Raw genomic sequence first — 18,579 nt, forward strand, 5'->3', positions numbered from 1 at the left:
TTTATTGATTTTTAGTTTTATAATGTCCTTCAACTATCCTTAAAGCTGCTTTCAAGCCGTCTTCCATCTTGACTTTTTCTCTCAATTCTAAAGCCTTGATTTTCAATTCTTCACTTTTTAAACCTTCTATCCCTTTCAAAAGAGATTTAATCTTTAATTTTTTCAAAGGAATTGGTTTTACTCCAACTCCTTGTTTCTGCAATTGTTTTCCCCAAAAATATTGATCACCAAATGGATGTAAAACAGGACAAACCATTTGAGGAATTCCAGCGGTTATTGCTGTAGCCATTGTTCCGGCTCCTCCATGGTGAATTACAAAATCTGCCATAGGAAATAGAGAATCGAAAGGAGCAGAGTCAATTGCTAAAACATTTTTATTTTCTTTGATTCGAATATCCTTCAATCCCCATGCTTTTACAACTAAGATTTTAATGTCGTGTTCCTCTAAAATCGCAGCAATAAAATCATTGATATCAATATCAGATTTATAAGGCATACTTCCAAAAGTGATGATTAAAACTTGCTTTTCACATGAGGTGAAATCAACTATTTCTTGTAATAAATCCTCTTTTTCATCTTTTTTTATCCAAAATCCTGTAAAAAAGTGATCTTGTGGATAGTCATCAGGTCTTTTTAATAGACTAGAACTAATGCCATAAATCGTGGGAGTATCCAACAAGAATTTACTTTTTGGTAAGTTATTTCGTTGCTTAAAATTGTTAACAGGTGTCTTGACAACACCAATCATAGCATTCGTAAATTTAAAAGTTAATTTATTGAGAAAATGTGGCAATGGGAGGAAGGTCAACAAAGGATTTGCAAATTCCGATGTTGGTGTAAAAGCAGGAACAACATAAGCCTTAATCAACTTGTGTTGCATGTCTTTCGAAATACTGTCAATCATTGTTTTCGGATGGTAAACCACAATGTCACACCACTTCACCATTTCATAAAAAGTTTCCAATGAATTTTCCATTATTGGATACACCTTTTCTTTCAACGCTTTTCCTATTGTAAAAGGATTTTTTCCAATCTCTTTTTTGAGTGCATCATTGTCAACAATAGCTGTGTAATCGCCTGGAAATGGAACGTAATCAATTTTGTATTTTTGTGCCATTTCAGCATACATTTCTGCAGATGAAACCTTAACTTCATGACCTTGACTTTTAAAGTATTCAGCAAGCACCAAAAATGGTTGAATATCTCCACGAGAACCGATTGAGCACAATGCTATTTTCATTTAATTCCGTTTTTCTTGAATACAATAAGAGCTGATTTCGATTATTTCCTCATTTTCATTAAAATGATAAAAATCGCAGGCTGAAATTAAGTTTAATATTTCACCTCCTTTAGAAAATTCAGCAGTTCCGGTAATGATTACTTTATTTTCTAACACTAAAACATCTTTTGTTCTAAAATCAGTGTCAATAGTTTTAAAATAAGTAGCAGTTTGATTACAGTTTTTGATGACTGCGTTTTTACCTTGAAATTTATTTTCTCCAACAATATTCCAAACTACATTTTCACTTAAGAAATCAGTTACTCTTTCAAATTCACCTTTAGAAAAATTTTCTGCTATTTCTTTAATTGAAAGTTTCATGATTTCTTAATAAAGTATTGGAATAATTGTTTTTTGATTTTGAAGAATAGTAATCTTTTCAGGAATATCTCCTGTAATCTTTTCATTCGGATAAAGATGATAAAGTCCAATTTTTTTAGCATCTATTTTAATACCCTTTTCTTTAGCATCTATATAAATCCAAGAGGGAAGAAATGCCATATCCATATTTTTGATTTCACCAATAGTTTCAGCACTTTCAGTATCTCCAGAAAGAAAAATCTTTTTCCCATGCCAAGTGATCAAATAAGAATAGTGATTAAACGAAAATCTGTGCTTGGTTTTAAAAGTTTCAATTTCAAAATCATGAGTTGATTCCGCAAATTGCTTTAGTTTTTTGATATTCCATGGACCATATTTTTTTCCACCTTTTGACCTTAGGGTTTTCCTCATATTCTTTCCAGAATAGTGGTCGGCATGTTTATGTGTGAATATAAAAATTGAATTTTCTCTAATACTATCTATTTCTGAATCGTCAAATTTCATATAACCGAATGCGCCAGATTTATATGGGAAATCAGAATAAATATTCAACTCTCCATCGGTCATGTGTAAACCACAATTCCCAATAAATTTAATTTTGATTTCATTCGATTGAGCAATCCCAGTAAATGAGAATATCATCCCCAAAACGAAAATTAGTATTGTATAGCTCAGTTTCATAGTTTTAGCACTAATTTAGTAGAATAATGTCTGCAATCGGGTATTAATTTCAAATTTTCTCCATGTCCAAACCAAGAAATCCAAAATCCGAGACTATCCGCGTTGCTTGAGATCTTTATGCGGTGACTGAGATTGTCGAAGGACCGCGTGCCATTACAGCGCAAACCATTAAAACTCCAGTCTCCAAGCAAAATTTAGTCTCAACCTTCACTCAATTCCATCAATTTCAAGACCGTTTTCCAATTCCTGGTGGTAGCTCGAACTTTCAGTTTCTTTTCAAAAAGGTTATTGGTCAATTTTGATTGGTGATATTTTCCTTCGCAATAAATAAAAACGTCCTTCTCCTTAATTACATATTTATCTTCTTTAGAATCTATAGGTTTTAACGTTTCAATATCCTCATTCTTTGGTGTTTCTTTAAGAAAAGTGAGCACCAACTTGGTAATATCAGTTTCGTCATCATAAAAAGGATTTGATTTTATAGATTGCTTGAGTTCTTCTGCTGTTCGAACAATAGCAGGAACTTCAAAGCCAAATTTCTTAAGAATTGCCACTTCAATTTGATGAGAGATTGCTAGATTGTCTTTTTCAGATTCGAAAATCACATTTCCACTTTGTATATAGGTTACGGCATTAGGAATACCAATGTCACTTAACATTGATTTTAAGTCGGCCATTAAAATCTTCCTTTTTCCACCAACGTTTATCCCTCTTAAAATTGCAATTTTTTTCCCCATTTATCGCTTGTTAATTAATTCGTCAATTGCATCCCACAATGAAATTCTTTGAGTTAAGGCTTCTTTGGCAATAGTAAGTGTTTCTTCCCATTTTTCTTCATCATTTCCACAAAGTTCGGCAATCATTTTTAATGACAAAGGACCATGTTCATCACCATCTAGTTCAATATGTCTTTGGAGATAATAGTTCAATTTATTGAATTTGATGTTTTCGGCATCAGCTTCTTGTAAGATCTCAATAAACATATCAGGAATAATATCCTCTCTTCCGAAGGTAAACGCAGAAGCAATGAGGTGAGCTTTATTGGTAGAGGTAATGGAGAAAGTATAGTTAACAAATTCTGCAACTCTATTATCAATTTTTATTTCATTAATTGCCTTTTCTACGCTATTTCCTTGTCTTAATGAATCTATAAAAAGTTCGACTTGTGTGCTGTCAGCTCCTATTTGGTGCATCGCGTCTAAATACATCTCGTAGTGACTCTTTGGCTCGCCAAGTTCATTAATATCACTTTCTTCCCCATGAACAATCTCATTAATGAAGCGCGACAATGTAGCATTTGAAGCAGGGACCCAAGGAACATCAATACATGTGAGTTTTTGTTGAAGTGCTTTTAGTAATGACATGAAATCCCAAACGGCAAATACATGATTCTCCATGAAGATTTTTACATCTTCAATTTCTTTAAGGTTTTTATATAGTTTATGATTTTGTAGTTCTTTTCTTAATCCTGAAATTTCGTTCTCTATCTTTTTTATATTTTCCATCTTTATTCTAGTGAATTCGTTTTTTTAAGGTAAAAATAGAACTTTTTATTCTTTTGATTTGAAGAAGTAAGTAAACATCCTTATCTTTTATATAATTCTTCAATTACTGAATAATTTCCATTCACAAAGTGGGTTAAATATAGAATAGATTCATCTAAATTAAATCCCCAAACATCATCAACCTGCATGCGTTCATATTCTCCCAATATACCGAATAATACTTTTACTTTTTTTGGTCTGTTAAACCATAAAGAAAAACTAAGTTTCCCGTCATCTTCGTGTGCTGTTAACTCCAAACCGTGTTTTGAATTCGTGTTTGTAAATCCGATGGATGGACTAAAATGAATTTTTTCTTCGGGTAATTTTAAACACAATTCGTTTTGTTCTTTCCAAGGGTGTTTTTTAAATAACTCTAGAACTTGCTGAGTATCCAAAACAGTGGAAGGATATTCGATATTTTCTTTATCTGGATAACAATTTGAGTGTTTGAAAGTCATAAGTAATTCTTTATAAGTTTAAAAGCAAGTTTTATTAACTGAAGTCTTAATTTCAAACTTATACTTTTCTGAAATGGATTCCTAAGTTTAAAATTTATATCTAATAATCCAACCCTAAAAATTCACCATTTAAATCGAAAATTAACTCTAAACCGCTATCCAATTCAATTTCTTGATATTTTTTTTCTAATTCCCATTCAATAATCACATTGTCCGGATAATTTATTGCAATGAAATCAAGGATTTTAGAAGGTATTACTGAATTAGGTAACTTTGAATTTCCTTCTATTTCGATAAGTTGACCTCTTTTATTAAACGCTAGACGAATTTCTCCATCCAATAAAACTTCATAAGTTCCATTAAATAGTTTTCTGTGTTGAACAGCTTTTAAAATTCGTCGTGTAGAAAAATGTAATTTTACAAATTCATGAATAAATGAAGGAAGTTGGTCTAGGTAAACTAGCTTGACTTTTTTAGACCTCAAAACAATAATTCCTAGGGCGGTTGTAATTATTGCGTTCCCTATTATTTTTTTAGAATCCATATATTTCAATATTTAATTTTTTGTAATTCAGAGTTTTATTAAAAGTATGAATAAAAAATAGCAATAGCTTTTGTTTTAACAGTCTTTTGGAAATGATACGAGGGTTGAATATGATTTGAATTACAATCTAATCATTTTTGATGATTAAAATAAATGAGGTAGCTAAATTAGCTACCTCATTTTATTATTTTCATGAATTATACTCTAAAAAAGAAATATATAAAATTTTTAATTTGTAATTTCTTTTTTCTCACAAGTACCAGCTGTGAAGTTTACTACTCCTGATTGATATTCAACTCCTAATTGGTTTTCAACGCTATAAGAAAAGGTTTTACTTTTTGAAGAACCTAAATCTTTTGTTACTGTTATTGTAGCGTTCGCACCACATTCAGGTGCAGAAGCCCAAAATACAGTTGAAGGTGATGATCCAACTATTTCTCCATCTACATAGTAAGTAAGGTCTGTAACTAAATCAGCCTGTAATTCGTCTGATGTCTCTTCATCAATCCAAAAAACGACCTCTCCTTGGTAAGTACAACTTCCATCATCTTCGGTTGCATCTGAATTATAATTTGAGCTACTGATGTCAGTACAACCATCTTTTTCACAACTTGTTAAAGTGGTTGTTCCAATAATCGCTAACCCAATTGTTAAAAATTTTAATACTTTCATTTTAAATAAGTTTAGTAAATAAGTCTTTCCTACTCGTCTGGCTTTTCGGTAACGCCCTTGTTTAATAAATGGATTTAGATTCCATATTAATCTGCGCTATTTCTCCAACTATTAATGCTTTAATCTGGATTTCATCTCAATGGAATGAGTTGGTTTTATAGCGTCAACATGGACGAATTTAGAAGATAATTATTTCTTCACAAATGAATGGATGTTAAAAATCCTTATAACGGAAACTAGAATAGATACTTATTATTAGTGCCTTTCTTTGCATTAATTAAATATATGTTAGTTTATTTCATTTGTTACAAGAAGATGGAAAAATCAATACCTTTACCTTCTTTTTTTAAGAACAATAATAAGTATGAATAAAGGATTGATTGCGTTAGCTTTCGGTGGATTGGCAATAGGAATGACAGAATTCAGCATGATGGGTCTGCTCATGAATATCGCAGAAGATATCGATATCAGTATTCCAAAAGCCAGTAATTTAATTGGTCTTTATGCTCTTGGAGTTGTTGTTGGAGCACCTACTTTAGTCATCTTGACCGCTAATATGGCTCCAAAAAAAGTTCTTTTTTATTTTATGTTGATGTTTTTTCTTTTCAACGGAATTTTCTCATTAGCTCCAAACGAATGGAGTTTATATATCTCAAGATTTGTTTCTGGATTGCCACATGGTGCTTTCTTTGGTGTTGGTTCTGTAGTTGCAGCTAAACTTTCTAAACCAGGGAAGGAAGCAACAGCCATTGCCATTATGTTTACGGGAATGACAATCGCAAATTTGGCGGGAATTCCACTAGGAACCTATATCGGTCAAAATTATTCATGGCGTGTTACCTATGGAATAATTAGTTGCCTGGGCTTAGTTACAGCGACCAGCATTTATTTTTGGTTACCAACAATAGAAAAACCAACCATAAATATTCGTAAACAAGTGAATTATTTTGTTCGCAAGGAAGCCTGGTTGATAATTGCTGTTATTGCCGTAGGAACAGGTGGACTATTTGCGTGGATCAGTTATATAGGACCTTTGGTGACCAAAGTATCTGGATTAGCAGAAAGGAATGTACCAATTATTATGTTTTTGGTAGGTTTAGGAATGTTCTTCGGAAACCTAATTGGTGGAAAATTAGCAGATACTTTCATTCCAACAAAAGCAGCAATGTACTCTTTTATGGCTATGGGAGTTTGTTTGGTGTTGGGTTATTTTGTTTCACCAATAGAATGGGCGGCTTATCCAATGGCTTTTATTACAGGTGGTGTTGCATTTAGTATTGGTTCTAGCCTTCAAATGATGCTCATTAATAGTGCTGAAGGAGCGGAAACAATTGCCGCATCTGCTGGTCAAGCCGCTTTTAATATCGGAAATAGTCTGGGTGCATACTTTGGTGCAATCCCAATTGGACTTGGTTTCGCATATAACACACCAATGCTTGTAGGAGCTGGACTAGCATTCTCAGGAAGTATTTTGGCACTCGTCTATTTGGTCTATTATCGAAAAGGCAAGAGCAGGAGTGAAGTGGTTTAAACTATCAACTCTCCCTCTCCCTTTTATCGCTCTCCTTAATTCCGGCTACCGCACGGAATTACTTCATATATTTCAAATGAATTCCATACAAAACGGAGAAAATAGCACCTAAAAGAACCAACATTACGATTGTCATTGGTAAAATCAAACTCATTGGAACAATTGCGTAAGTAATTACTACAGGCAATAAACTATAGATTACATAAAGGTGAAAGCCTATTTTATTCAATTTAAACATCATAAAGATGGCCATTCCTCCAATTATAAAAGAAACTAAGTTGAGGATGTTTGATGAATAAAATGCTTCATTATTCAAATATACAGAATTGTCAATCATCACTTCTACAGTGTTGCTAAATTGACCGTCTGGATCATTTTCCACCATTCCAGAAATAGTTCCGTACAGCTCAGACATTTGCTCTTCCATTTGTTCTGGACTCAATGGTCCGCTGATTAAAGCTTGGGTAGCACCAAAAAATCCTGAAACAATATACAATGTACTTAAAACAAGTAGGATCGTTAGAAATGTAGGTCTCTTTTTTGCTTCATTCGGATTGTTATCCAAATCTATGTTTTCTAATTCTTGATTCATAAAAATGATTTATTGTTTTGTTTAACGAAATCTTTACTCGCTCTTAAATGACTAGACATATAAATGTCTTGATTAATATATGGAATTGATTTTCTAAATTCTTTGTGCAACCCTTGTAGCTTTTTACTCGTTTTTTCAACGCCTTTAAATTCTAATCCTTGCGCTGCCGACATTAATTCTATACCTAAAACTTGCCAAACATTTTCTACAACACGATGCAATTTTGTTGCTGCATTTGCACCCATGCTCACATGATCTTCTTGTCCGTTCGATGAATCGATAGAATCTACTGAAGCTGGTGTACACAATTGTTTATTTTGACTTACAATCGATGCTGCGGTATATTGTGCAATCATAAATCCGCTGTTTAAGCCTGGTTTAGCAACCAAAAAAGCTGGTAAACCACGCATTCCACCCATTAATTTGTAAATTCTTCGTTCAGAAATATTTCCTAATTCTGCCAAAGCAATCGCTAAAAAGTCCAATGCCAATGCCAAAGGTTGACCATGGAAATTTCCTGCTGAAACAATTAAATCTTCATCTGGGAAAATAGTCGGATTGTCTGTAACTGCATTGATTTCTCTAGTTACAACTTGCTCAACATGATCTAAAGTGTCCCAACTAGCTCCGTGAACTTGTGGTACACAGCGGAAACTGTATGGATCTTGAACATGAACTTTGTGTTGCGTCACAAATTCACTTCCTTCTAAAATTTCTGAAATTTCAGCGGCAGTTTTTATCTGACCAGCTTGATTTCTTATTTTATTTACTGATACAGAAAATGGATTTAACCTTCCATCATAAGCTTCCAAAGACATAGCTGCATTTAAATTCGCTTGCTTCAAAATGTTTTTCCCTTCGTAAACACAATGTGCTAAATAGGCACTCATAAATTGTGTTCCATTCAATAAAGCCAAACCTTCTTTTGATCTTAAATGGACAGGAGAACGGTCCAATGAAGCCAAAACTTCAGCGGTATCAACCTTTTTTCCTTTGTAGTTCACTTCGCCTTCACCAAATAAAGTCATTGCAATATGTGCAAGTGGCGATAAATCTCCTGAAGCTCCTAAACTTCCTTGTTCATAAACTACTGGAATTATGTCGTTATTGTAAAAGTAAATCAGTTGTTCAACCGTTTCTAATTGAACACCAGAATGACCATAATGCAATCCAATCGCTTTGAATAATAACATTGTTTTTACGATTGCGGATGACACTTCAGCACCTGTTCCACAAGCATGCGAACGCACCAAATTTACTTGTAATTTGGCTAAATCAGCGCGTGAAATAGATTGGTCATACAAAGATCCAAATCCAGTATTGATACCGTAAATGTTTCCTTCTGTTTTCTCCATTTTTTCATCCAAGTACTCACGGCATTTTATGATGGCTTTTCGCCCTTTTTCGCCCAACTCCAATGTGTCGCCTGAAGCAATAAACTGAAATAATTCATCAATTTCGAATTGTTGATGGTCTAATATTAATTTACTCATTATGAACAGTATTTTTTAGTAAATGAATCAACCGACATCGTTTCCTGATCTCCAGTTTTCATTTCTTTTAAGGTGATTTCGTTATTTTTTAATTCACTTTCTCCAATAATTACAGTGTATTTCGCATTTCTGTCATCAGCATACTTAAATTGTTTTTTCAATTTAGCATTGTCCGGATATAACTCAGCAGTGACTTTGTTATTTCTCATTTTTTGTAAGATAGGCAAAGAATATTCTACCTCTGCTTCTCCAAAATTAATGAATAAGAAATCCAATGTTTGATTAATATCGGTTGGGAACAATTCCAACTCTGTCAAGACATCGTATATTCTATCTGCTCCAAATGAAATTCCAACTCCTGACAAGTCTTTCATTCCGAAAAGTCCAGTTAAATCGTCGTATCGACCACCTCCACAAATAGATCCCATGTTAACTCCATTTGCTTTAACTTCGAAAATAGCACCTGTATAATAGTTTAATCCACGCGCTAAAGTTACGTCAAACTCTAATTTCGCATTTTTCAATCCTAAAATTGATGTTGTTTTAAAAACATTATCTAGTTCGTCAATTCCTTTCATCCCAACTTCACTGTCGGCAAGAAATTCACGCATGAAGTCGAGTGTTTTTTCTGTATTTCCAGTTAAGCTAAACAATGGACGAATTTTCGAAATTGCAGCTTCACTCACACCTTTTTCAGTCATTTCTTTTACCACACCATCTTCACCAATTTTATCTAGTTTATCGATAGCCACAGTAATGTCAATGATTTTATCTTCCTCACCAGTAATTTCTGCAATTCCAGAAAGGATTTTTCTATTGTTGATTTGAATAGTAAAATCTGGAACTTTCAATTCCGAAAGCACTTCATCAAATATTTGAATAAAATCTGCTTCAAATAGGAGGGAATCACTTCCAACAACGTCAGCGTCACACTGATAAAATTCTTGGTAACGTCCTTTTTGCGGACGATCGGCTCTCCAAACTGGTTGAATTTGATATCTTTTAAATGGAAATGTCAAATCATTTTGGTGCTGCACTACAAAACGCGCAAATGGCACAGTCAAGTCATAACGCAAGGCTTTTTCCGAAAGTGAATTTGCAAACCTCGGAAGATTTCCTTCTTCAAGTGCTTTCAAATCGGCTTTCTTTACCTTGTCACCAGAATTTAATATTCTAAAAATCAAACGGTCACCTTCTTCTCCATATTTTCCTAGCAAAGTTGAAGAAAGTTCAAACGAAGGAGTTTCAATAGGAGCAAATCCATATTTTTTAAATACATTTCTGATCGTATCGTAGATATAATTTCTTCTGTTTACCTGAAAAGGAAGAAAATCTCGCGTTCCTTTTGGAATACTTGGTTTTTGAGCCATTTTTTAAATTTATTTGAAACAAAAATAGGAATTTTCTACGCTTAAAGAGAGGTAGAGTCCAATATCTTTCTTTTGGGTGTGCCCCAGTCATTTTTTTGACCTTGCTTTAATAAAATGAATTTCTGAAAAGGCCCAAAAAAATAACTGCGTCGGGCTATCCACTGTATCTTTTTATTACCGCAATAAAGTTGGCTGAACTTATAAAAGTCCAAAGCGCGGTAATAAAAAGGATGCCGTTACAATTGCGCAGCATTCATGAGTTCCATTTTTATATAATTAAAGCCACGAGTAATCCCTCACACGGATCTACCTTTGAGAATTGGTGTTGGCTTTATTTTGGATCATTTAGAAATCAAAAAATGCACACCCCAATCAAGGAATGTGCATTTCAAATTTTAAACTATTATTACTTCTCCTTATTCACAATTAATTTAGAATTCAATTTCATGATTCCATCGTTGTAAATATTGATAATGTAAACTCCATTTGTGAGATTTCTTGTATCAATTACTTTCTCGCCTTCATTTGCATCAATTGTTCCTGCCCCATTTCGCGACCATTCAAATCAAAGATTTTAAATCGCTGGGGAAATGTAGTTTTTGAAAACGAAGATAAGCTTACAAAAGGACACACAATTTGTGGAATTGGATCGCAAAAAAAAACGGTGAAAAAGTCACAGATGGAACTTATTTTTATAGGATTTCTTTTGAGCTAGACAACTCAATGATGGATTGCGCATTGACAGATTGTGAGGTTGCAAAGCAAGGTTTCGTTCAGGTTTTTGGTGAGTAATAGATTCTAGTAATTGAGAAACTTGGTCACTTACTAAAATAATAATCCTGAAAAATCTGGATCTCTTTTACTTGTGATTTACCGTTTTGAGCATTTAATTTTTTCTGCTTTTCGAGCTAGCCATTCTATCCTACAAAATAAATCTACCCAAAAAATCTTCTTTATATCAGCAAAATCCTTAATTTACGTCTTATTCACTACGAAAAACGCAATATTTTGATTAAAAGTTCAATTTTTGTTGCTTTACTGGCTTTCCTTTTTGGAATATTTATTGGCGATTTTGTTGATATGCATTGGATATTGACGTTTACCCTTTGGGCTACAGTTTTTATCATTTTTATCCTTCTCGTAGGTTTTGGTGAAAAAATGCTTTTCTTTAAAAAATGGATCAGTTTGAATATTGTCATTCTTCTATTTTTCTCTGGGATGTTGGGCTATCAATTGAAAATGCCTACTTCAGCTCAAAATCATTTTAGCACATATTATCTGAATGACGATTTCGTGATAGGTGAAATAATCGATTACCAAGTGGGTAATGGAGATTATGACAAGGCAATTCTGTCTGTTCAACAAGTTGTAAAAGCACATAAGAAACTTTTTGTTCAAGGAAAAATGTTGTGCTACATTAGAAGATCAGATAACGGTTTTTCTGAAGGAGGTGTGGTTATGTTTCAACCAAATTTAAAGCCCATCGAAAACAAAAATAATCCTGGAGAATTTAATGCCGTGCAATACTGGAAAGTGAAAGGAATAGATTATTTCTCATTTATCTCTGAAGAAAGTATGGGAGAAATAGAAATAGTGAATAGCTTTTCAAGCTTTTGGTCAAAATCCCGTGCGAAATTAGTGAATGTGGTCAAGGATAAAATTTCCAAGGAAAATCAGGGTTTAGTTGTTGCATTGTCTCTGGGAGATAAATCGCAATTATCTCAAGAGAAAAAGAATCATTTCGCAAATGCTGGAGCAATGCATGTTTTGGCTGTTTCAGGTATGCATGTTGGGATTTTATTGGCGTTTCTTCAATGGATTTTCTTCCGGTTTAAACCTTTAAGGAAACGAAATCTTTATTTGTTCTTCGCGTTAATTTTCATTTGGGCGTTCGCTTTTCTCACTGGAATGTCAGCATCCGTTGCACGAGCAGTAACAATGTTTACAATTTTAGCTATCGGACAATTATTAGGGAAGAAGTTTTTTAACGTTCAAGCTATTTTTGCGTCTGCGTTTTTTCTACTCCTTTTTAATCCATTATTTCTTTTTGATATCGGCTTCCAACTTTCTTATTTGGCCGTTTTAGGCATTGCTCTTTTTTATAGACCTATAGCGAATTTGTTTCACTCGAAATACAAGGTAATTAACTATTTCTGGCAAGGAACAGCAATTGGAATCACTGCGCAAATAGGAACGCTGCCATTAACTCTTTATTATTTTAATCAATTCCCTAACTATTTTTTTCTCACCAATATTGGGTTGTTAATCTTGGCTTCTGTGGCTTTAATTAGCGTGGTGCTGCTTTTTATGTTACATGCAATTCCATATATTAGTGATATTATAGCTTACATCGTTAATTTTATTTTTGATACCCTAACCAATTTTATTAAATGGATCAATTCTTTGCCAGGAGAAGTAAGTACAGGATTTTCTCCAAATATACTTCAAGTGGTTTTGCTATTTTTATTCACGGTTTTGACTTTGTTTTTCTGGAAAAACAAGAGAATTAAAGCCTTTCGATTTGGAATAATTATCCTTTTCATTTTAGGAACGAGCTTGATTTTCAACAGAGAATATAATAAATCCAAGGAAGAACTCGTTGTGCTCAACCATTACCAAAAATCGATATTATTGAAAGCGGATCATCAATTGTATCTAATTTACGATGAAACAAGCACTGCAACAGAAAAATCCAATGATTATTTGGTTCGTGGTTACGAAAATTCAGTTGGTTTAAAAGCAGAAATTGTCTCACTACCAAGTGAAAGTGAAGTGAAAATTAAGGATGAGATTTTTGTACAAAGTTCAACCGAAGGGTGGGAAATCAATTATTATGGTCAGCGCTTTTTTATGGCCAACAGAGTTAAAAAGAAAACTTTAGAACCAGGGCTTACAATTTTAAAAGGAGCGTGGAGTCCTTACATTCCAAACACAAACATTGATTTAATTACAACGGATAAAGCTTTGATTGTAAGGAGACCTTAAAGATATATTTTATTGAAACACAGTACTAATGGAAGTTATTTGGAGGTAAGGATCAAAACTAAACATTGTTCTTTTTTTAACAATATTTTCTAACCCATCAGATTCATCGGACCATTCTACAGAAAATTCATAACCTATCACTTCTTCATTTCTATTCAATGCCATTAGCTCTCCAAATTCATCAATGGTCATTTTTTTATCTAATTCCTTAAAATGCTTGATGATAAGTAATTTACTTACTTTTCTAAAATCTACGGTTGAAGCTTTTTTGGCTGCTTCCATAAAATTCATTGTGTGGTCCATAAATGGTTGAAGCTCTTCACTACCGATCAACTGAATTTCTCGTCTTTTGAAAAAGCGTAAAAACTCCCATTCTGACTCGGTAATATTAAAGTTTCTATTCGATACAAAATGATAATTGAATTGATATGCGTAATAAAAGTCTTTGTGTTTAGGAATTATCTTAAAATCATAAAGAGGGGAGACATTAATCAAACTGTCTTTATAATCAAATAAATAAAATGAATGATGAATTTCAAGAGAATCCATTTTGTCTATTTGATAAATGTGTTCAATTTCGTATTGAACTTCATCAAGATGTTGCATTGCTTCGGCACGATAACCAGGGATCAAATCTTCTATTCCAGATTTATGCAATCCTCTTAAATCTTTAGCGTTGATGTAATTTTGTTTAATTGTATAAATCGAATCCAAACGAACAAATGCTTCCGGTTTAAAAACTTTTAGCTTTCCAAATGATAAAGATTGGTAACTTTCTGAACCGTGTTTCTTAGTATTTTCTTTTTCAATGGCTGCGTGAAACCCCGCTGTTTGTTCTCTGATTGTCGTTATCGGAGTATTAGCTGTTGTTCCACAAGCACCAAGTAGTATGCTAAAGATTAACAAAACTAAAAAGAATGAAAATTTATTCATAGTAAGGGTCAAAATGAAATTAATAAATACTATTCCATGTAATTAGCAGGAAATATGTCCGCAGATTAATTAGAATAGAAACTAAAAATAGCAAATTTCATTCCGAATTCTAGCAGAATGTATAATATTTCACTGAGATGATTTATTCTCTGTTTTTGGTAGGAAGTTTACTCCTTAAGAATTCACCATAACTGGCATCACCAACATCAAAATATCTTCATTTTCATTCTCGTTCGTCGCAGGAACAATTAATCCAGCTCTGTTTGGTTGACTCATCATCAATTTAATCTCATCTGAAGAAATATTGCTTAACATTTCAATGATAAATCGAGAGTTGAATCCTATTTCCATGTCTGCTCCGTCATAACTACAAGTTAAACGCTCCTTTGCTTCGTTTGAGAAATCAATATCTTCAGCAGAAATTGCCAATTCAGACCCTGAAATCTTCAATTGTACTTGATGAGTTGTTTTATTAGCAAAAATAGAAACACGTTTAATCGATCTCAATAATGATTCACGATCAACCGTCAATACATTAGGATTTTCTTGTGGAATAACTGCTTCGTAATTAGGATATTTACCATCAATTAAACGACATGTTAGTTCGATATCTTTAAAGGTAAATACAGCATTTGAATCATTATAATCAATTTTCACCTCATAATCTGCCTGAGCACCTAAGTTGTTCTTAAGCATGTTCAACGCTTTCTTAGGTAGAATAAATGAAGAATTTCCTGATGCTTTTGAATCTGTACGTTTATATCTAACTAATTTATGAGCGTCCGTAGCTACGAAAGTCATGTCATCAGTTGTAAATTGACAAAAAACACCGCTCATAACTGGACGTAAATCATCAGTTCCTGTTGCAAATAATGTTTTGTTAATAGCATCAGATAAAACTTCACCACTAATTACGGTATTGTTTGTATTTTCTATTTCTCTAATCTTTGGAAAATCGTCACCGTTGTAACCAACCATTTTAGATTTACCATTCGTATAAGTGATTTCAATTCCATAATTGTCATCATTGATAGTAAAGGTTAATGGTTGATCTGATAAATTTTTAAGAACATCCAACAATAACTTTGCAGGAATACAAATCTTTCCAGATTCATGTGCATCCACCTCAAAAGTGGTTTTCATTGTTGTCTCAATATCTGAAGCTGAAACTCTTAACGTTTTGTCATTGATTTCAAATAAGAAATTGTCCAAAATTGGCAAAGTATTACTTGTTGTCAATACACCACTAATCGTTTGAAGGTGTTTTAATAAGCTTGAGCTTGAAACTACAAAATTCATTTTTTCTTTCTTAAAATTTATAAGGGCAAATATAGCTTTTATCGTGTAAATTTGGAACAATAAAAGAATTAATCTTAGTTAGGCATTTGTAGTTGGTCTACAAAAACCGTCTTCCCTTGAATGATTGGTCCAATAGTGTAATATTGAACCCTCACCAATTCTCCATCTGGTTTCACTCCCCATAAATAATTCGGGTCATAAACTACAGTGTCGGCTAAATTGTATTCTGGATCAAATCTTCTGTAAAGATCTAATTCATAGTTTAATGGAGTTCCTTTTATAATTAATTCATAATCAGGTGTGGAGTTTTTTATACTGTCAATTTCCTTAGGTGAAAGTGTGAAATTTGGTTGATTGAAATTGATGTTTTCAAAACCATTTAAATAAAATGTCAAGTTGTCTTTATTGATATTGGTTATCTCTTTTCCTTGGGAAGAAACAAAAATATCATCCGGACCATTTATTTTAATTTTATAGCTATCGTCTAAAGTAACTCTGTTGATTACTTCAATCTCATTTAAGTTAGCTCGTTTGTAAGAAAACATATTGACACATTGAAATCTTCTTGGATCTGCGAAAAAACGAGGTTCTAAAATCCCGTAAAATCCTTTCATTCCCATAATTACAGGATTGTCACTTTTAATGTCTGGCGTTTCTAGCAACATGTGGGTTCCCATGTGATCTTGTGTTGAATGACCGATATACCATGTTTTTGACCATTCCCCATTTTGATAAATCTTTACCCTTTTGTGATTTGCCATCAAAACCCTTTTCATGTTATCCATAGCAGCCTTAGGAACATAACCTTTCAGGGTGATTTTGTTCATTGTTTCAAGCATCATCTGGGTGATGTTTTGTTGTACACATTCTCCATTTTCACCTGTCCAAATACCTTCTTTATTTCGAACAACACTAAAAGTTTCGTCACTAAATGAGTCGTAAATTTCGATTTTGTCCACAGTGGAGGTGTCTTCAACGGCAAATGCGATTAGACTTGTATCAGTGGCTTTAGCTCCTGTTTTAAGGTTCATAGCCATGATTGAAAGTACAACGATAAGGGTAATTCCTAAAAGAATAATGATTATTTTTTTCATAAAATTTTATTTTTTGACGTATTTATATCTTCGTATAATAAATACGACTACCGCCATAACGACAATAAATAACAAAGGGATGGCGATATTGATAAATTTATAAAATCCACCATCTCTTTCAATCTTCAATTTATCTGTCGGGTGCAAATCTATAGTTCGACTTCTAATTGAAAGCAAGGTACTTTCACCAAGCATATAGTCAACACAGTTTTCGAAAAATTCAAAGTTCCCAAATCCTCTACCCGCAAATAATTCATCAATTTCTCTTTCGCGTGGTAGTCTAGGAATATATCTATAAGTGTTTTCCTCAGGAACCGCTACAGAATCATAAAATGTATTTTTAAAGAAAGTTCCATTTCCTATAACCATTAATTTTCCTGGAGCAGTTGAGCGATCTAACATTTTTGAATTAGGGTTGTCGGAATAGGTCGAAACAATTCTATTTTTAAATGCTGATTCAAATTCACCTTCAACCATTCCACCTAACATTAATCGATTGTTTTCGTCATCGGGGTTTTCTTGAAAAATCGGATTCTCTCCAAACTGACTTTCCATAGCAATAGAAAGTAGAGGAGCATTTCCAAAAGATTTTGAATTTGAAGAACTTGTTAATATTACCGAAGGCTTCGTTTTGTTTTTAGTTTGTACAAACTGTAAACTTGATGCATAAGGCAATTTGACAGGATTCACCATGCTAGAAATCGGGTGGTCTGTTCCTGCAGCACGAACATAAAAATACCAATTCACAAATCCTTTTGGAATTCCAGGCATCGCAAAAATATCGTAATTAGCATCTAAAACAAGGTCTTCATTTACTTTGATACCATAATCGAAAAGCAAATCAGTTATTCCTGTTCTTTTACGTGTACTGTGCGTTTTTCCTGTTCTTCTAATAGTATCATTGTTAATTTCTAATGGATTATTGAAAACCATGATGTTTCCACCTTGCATCAAATATTGGTCAATAATATATTTGTCTTTACCGTCAAATTTCTTGGTTGGTTCTGCAATGATAATTCCATCATATCCGTCAAGCGCGTTCAGTTTTCCATCAATTGTGATGTCCTCAATGATATAAGAGTCTTCAATGTTTCTTCTAGCCCCTTGTGAATAAGGAATTCCCAATTCCCCGTGTCCATGAACGAAAGCTAACTTCTTTTTCTCATTTCGTGTAGCTTTTGCTAATACACGCATGAATTTATATTCTAAACTGTTAATTCCTTTCTGAACCAAGTCGTTTAATCTAGCATCAAGTCTATATTGTCCTCCTTCTAAAAAACGGATATGTTCAACTGTAACTCCTCGATATTCAACTACCGCACCTGGGAATACTTCAATTATGTTTGAAGAACCTTGACTTCTGTAGGTAATATCGATTGGTCGAATTCCTTGACCTTTATTGAAAAGTTGTTCTTTTAAGGCTTCTTGATCCTCAATTGAACCTTTGTTTGGATTGATAAATTCATATTGAATGTTTTCACCTGCATAATATTTGAATTCATCCAACTTATCTCTAACTGCCGTTTGCAAACGCTTTATTTCAGCGGGAAATTCACCTTCTAAATAAATTTTAAAGAGAATTTTATCCGTTAATATAGTATCAGATTTCAAAAAGTCGATACTTGAATCTGTTAGAGAGTATCGTTGGTCACTTGTGAAGTCTACACGAAAATCAACAAATGAAACAATGATGTTTACTAGAATCAGTACAGCTAATGCTATTGCAGTAATGATTCCATAATACGCTCTATTTGAGGCTCTTTTTAATTTTAATCTGGCCATA

17 protein-coding genes are annotated in these 18,579 nt (G+C 33.2%); 2 read left to right on the forward strand and 15 right to left on the reverse strand.

Features of this window, described 5'->3' with window-relative positions; genetic code table 11:
• Position 1: 1 nt before the first annotated feature.
• The 8 genes from C6368_RS07905 to C6368_RS07940 all read right to left on the reverse strand — a co-directional run bounded on the left by C6368_RS07905 (position 2) and on the right by C6368_RS07940 (position 5,499).
• On the reverse strand, positions 2-1,240 hold the full coding sequence (locus tag C6368_RS07905; protein WP_107038645.1) for a glycosyltransferase: 1,239 nt from the start codon (positions 1,238-1,240) through the stop codon (positions 2-4).
• Positions 1,241-1,600, reverse strand: a complete 360-nt coding sequence (locus C6368_RS07910) for a nuclear transport factor 2 family protein (RefSeq protein ID WP_107038646.1) — start codon at positions 1,598-1,600, stop codon at positions 1,241-1,243. It abuts the gene before it with no gap.
• Between the two features lie 6 nt (positions 1,601-1,606).
• On the reverse strand, positions 1,607-2,281 hold the full coding sequence (locus C6368_RS07915) for an MBL fold metallo-hydrolase (protein ID WP_159038506.1): 675 nt from the start codon (positions 2,279-2,281) through the stop codon (positions 1,607-1,609).
• A 200-nt stretch (positions 2,282-2,481) separates the two neighbouring features.
• On the reverse strand, positions 2,482-3,018 hold the full coding sequence (locus C6368_RS07920) for a DUF1697 domain-containing protein (protein WP_107038648.1): 537 nt from the start codon (positions 3,016-3,018) through the stop codon (positions 2,482-2,484).
• Positions 3,019-3,786, reverse strand: a complete 768-nt coding sequence (locus C6368_RS07925; protein ID WP_107038649.1) for a DUF3050 domain-containing protein — start codon at positions 3,784-3,786, stop codon at positions 3,019-3,021.
• A gap of 80 nt (positions 3,787-3,866) precedes the next feature.
• Positions 3,867-4,283, reverse strand: coding sequence for a hypothetical protein (locus tag C6368_RS07930; RefSeq protein ID WP_107038650.1), 417 nt, complete (start codon positions 4,281-4,283; stop codon positions 3,867-3,869).
• Between the two features lie 100 nt (positions 4,284-4,383).
• Complete coding sequence (locus tag C6368_RS07935) at positions 4,384-4,827, reverse strand: PepSY-like domain-containing protein (RefSeq protein WP_107038651.1); 444 nt, start codon at positions 4,825-4,827, stop codon at positions 4,384-4,386.
• A 228-nt stretch (positions 4,828-5,055) separates the two neighbouring features.
• Entirely contained in the window at positions 5,056-5,499 is a 444-nt protein-coding gene (locus C6368_RS07940; RefSeq protein ID WP_107038652.1) for a hypothetical protein, read from the reverse strand.
• A 364-nt stretch (positions 5,500-5,863) separates the two neighbouring features.
• Here C6368_RS07940 and C6368_RS07945 point away from each other — a divergent pair, with 364 nt between their 5' ends.
• Positions 5,864-7,030 carry an MFS transporter gene (locus tag C6368_RS07945; protein ID WP_107038653.1) on the forward strand — a complete coding sequence of 389 codons (1,167 nt, stop codon included), beginning with the start codon at positions 5,864-5,866 and terminating at the stop codon, positions 7,028-7,030.
• 58 nt (positions 7,031-7,088) lie between these two features.
• Here C6368_RS07945 and C6368_RS07950 read toward each other — a convergent pair whose 3' ends face one another.
• Genes C6368_RS07950 through hisS form a run of 3 tightly spaced genes read right to left on the reverse strand, consistent with a single transcriptional unit; the run spans position 7,089 to position 10,485 of the window.
• On the reverse strand, positions 7,089-7,622 hold the full coding sequence (locus C6368_RS07950; protein WP_107038654.1) for a hypothetical protein: 534 nt from the start codon (positions 7,620-7,622) through the stop codon (positions 7,089-7,091).
• Positions 7,619-9,115, reverse strand: coding sequence for a histidine ammonia-lyase (gene hutH / locus C6368_RS07955; protein WP_107038655.1), 1,497 nt, complete (start codon positions 9,113-9,115; stop codon positions 7,619-7,621). Before hutH ends, C6368_RS07950 begins: the two co-directional genes overlap by 4 nt.
• A complete protein-coding gene (hisS, locus tag C6368_RS07960) occupies positions 9,115-10,485 on the reverse strand; it encodes a histidine--tRNA ligase (RefSeq protein WP_107038656.1) in 1,371 nt (456 codons plus the stop codon). Before hisS ends, hutH begins: the two co-directional genes overlap by 1 nt.
• Before the next feature lie 1,008 nt (positions 10,486-11,493).
• On the opposite strand from hisS, the gene C6368_RS07965 reads away from it, so the two are divergent.
• Positions 11,494-13,470, forward strand: coding sequence for a ComEC/Rec2 family competence protein (locus tag C6368_RS07965; RefSeq protein ID WP_107038657.1), 1,977 nt, complete (start codon positions 11,494-11,496; stop codon positions 13,468-13,470).
• Between the two features lie 9 nt (positions 13,471-13,479).
• On the opposite strand, the gene C6368_RS07970 is transcribed toward C6368_RS07965, so the two are convergent.
• The 4 genes from C6368_RS07970 to C6368_RS07985 all read right to left on the reverse strand — a co-directional run bounded on the left by C6368_RS07970 (position 13,480) and on the right by C6368_RS07985 (position 18,578).
• Positions 13,480-14,403, reverse strand: coding sequence for a hypothetical protein (locus C6368_RS07970; protein WP_107038658.1), 924 nt, complete (start codon positions 14,401-14,403; stop codon positions 13,480-13,482).
• A 174-nt stretch (positions 14,404-14,577) separates the two neighbouring features.
• A complete protein-coding gene (gene dnaN / locus C6368_RS07975) occupies positions 14,578-15,702 on the reverse strand; it encodes a DNA polymerase III subunit beta (RefSeq protein ID WP_107038659.1) in 1,125 nt (374 codons plus the stop codon).
• Positions 15,703-15,776: 74 nt separating this feature from the next.
• On the reverse strand, positions 15,777-16,796 hold the full coding sequence (locus C6368_RS07980; protein WP_107038660.1) for a hypothetical protein: 1,020 nt from the start codon (positions 16,794-16,796) through the stop codon (positions 15,777-15,779).
• A gap of 6 nt (positions 16,797-16,802) precedes the next feature.
• Positions 16,803-18,578, reverse strand: a complete 1,776-nt coding sequence (locus C6368_RS07985; protein ID WP_107038661.1) for a GldG family protein — start codon at positions 18,576-18,578, stop codon at positions 16,803-16,805.
• Position 18,579: the final 1 nt, after the last annotated feature.

This window comes from Brumimicrobium mesophilum, assembly GCF_003025005.1.
In the GTDB taxonomy this organism is placed as follows: Bacteria; Bacteroidota; Bacteroidia; order Flavobacteriales_D; family Crocinitomicaceae; genus Brumimicrobium; species Brumimicrobium mesophilum.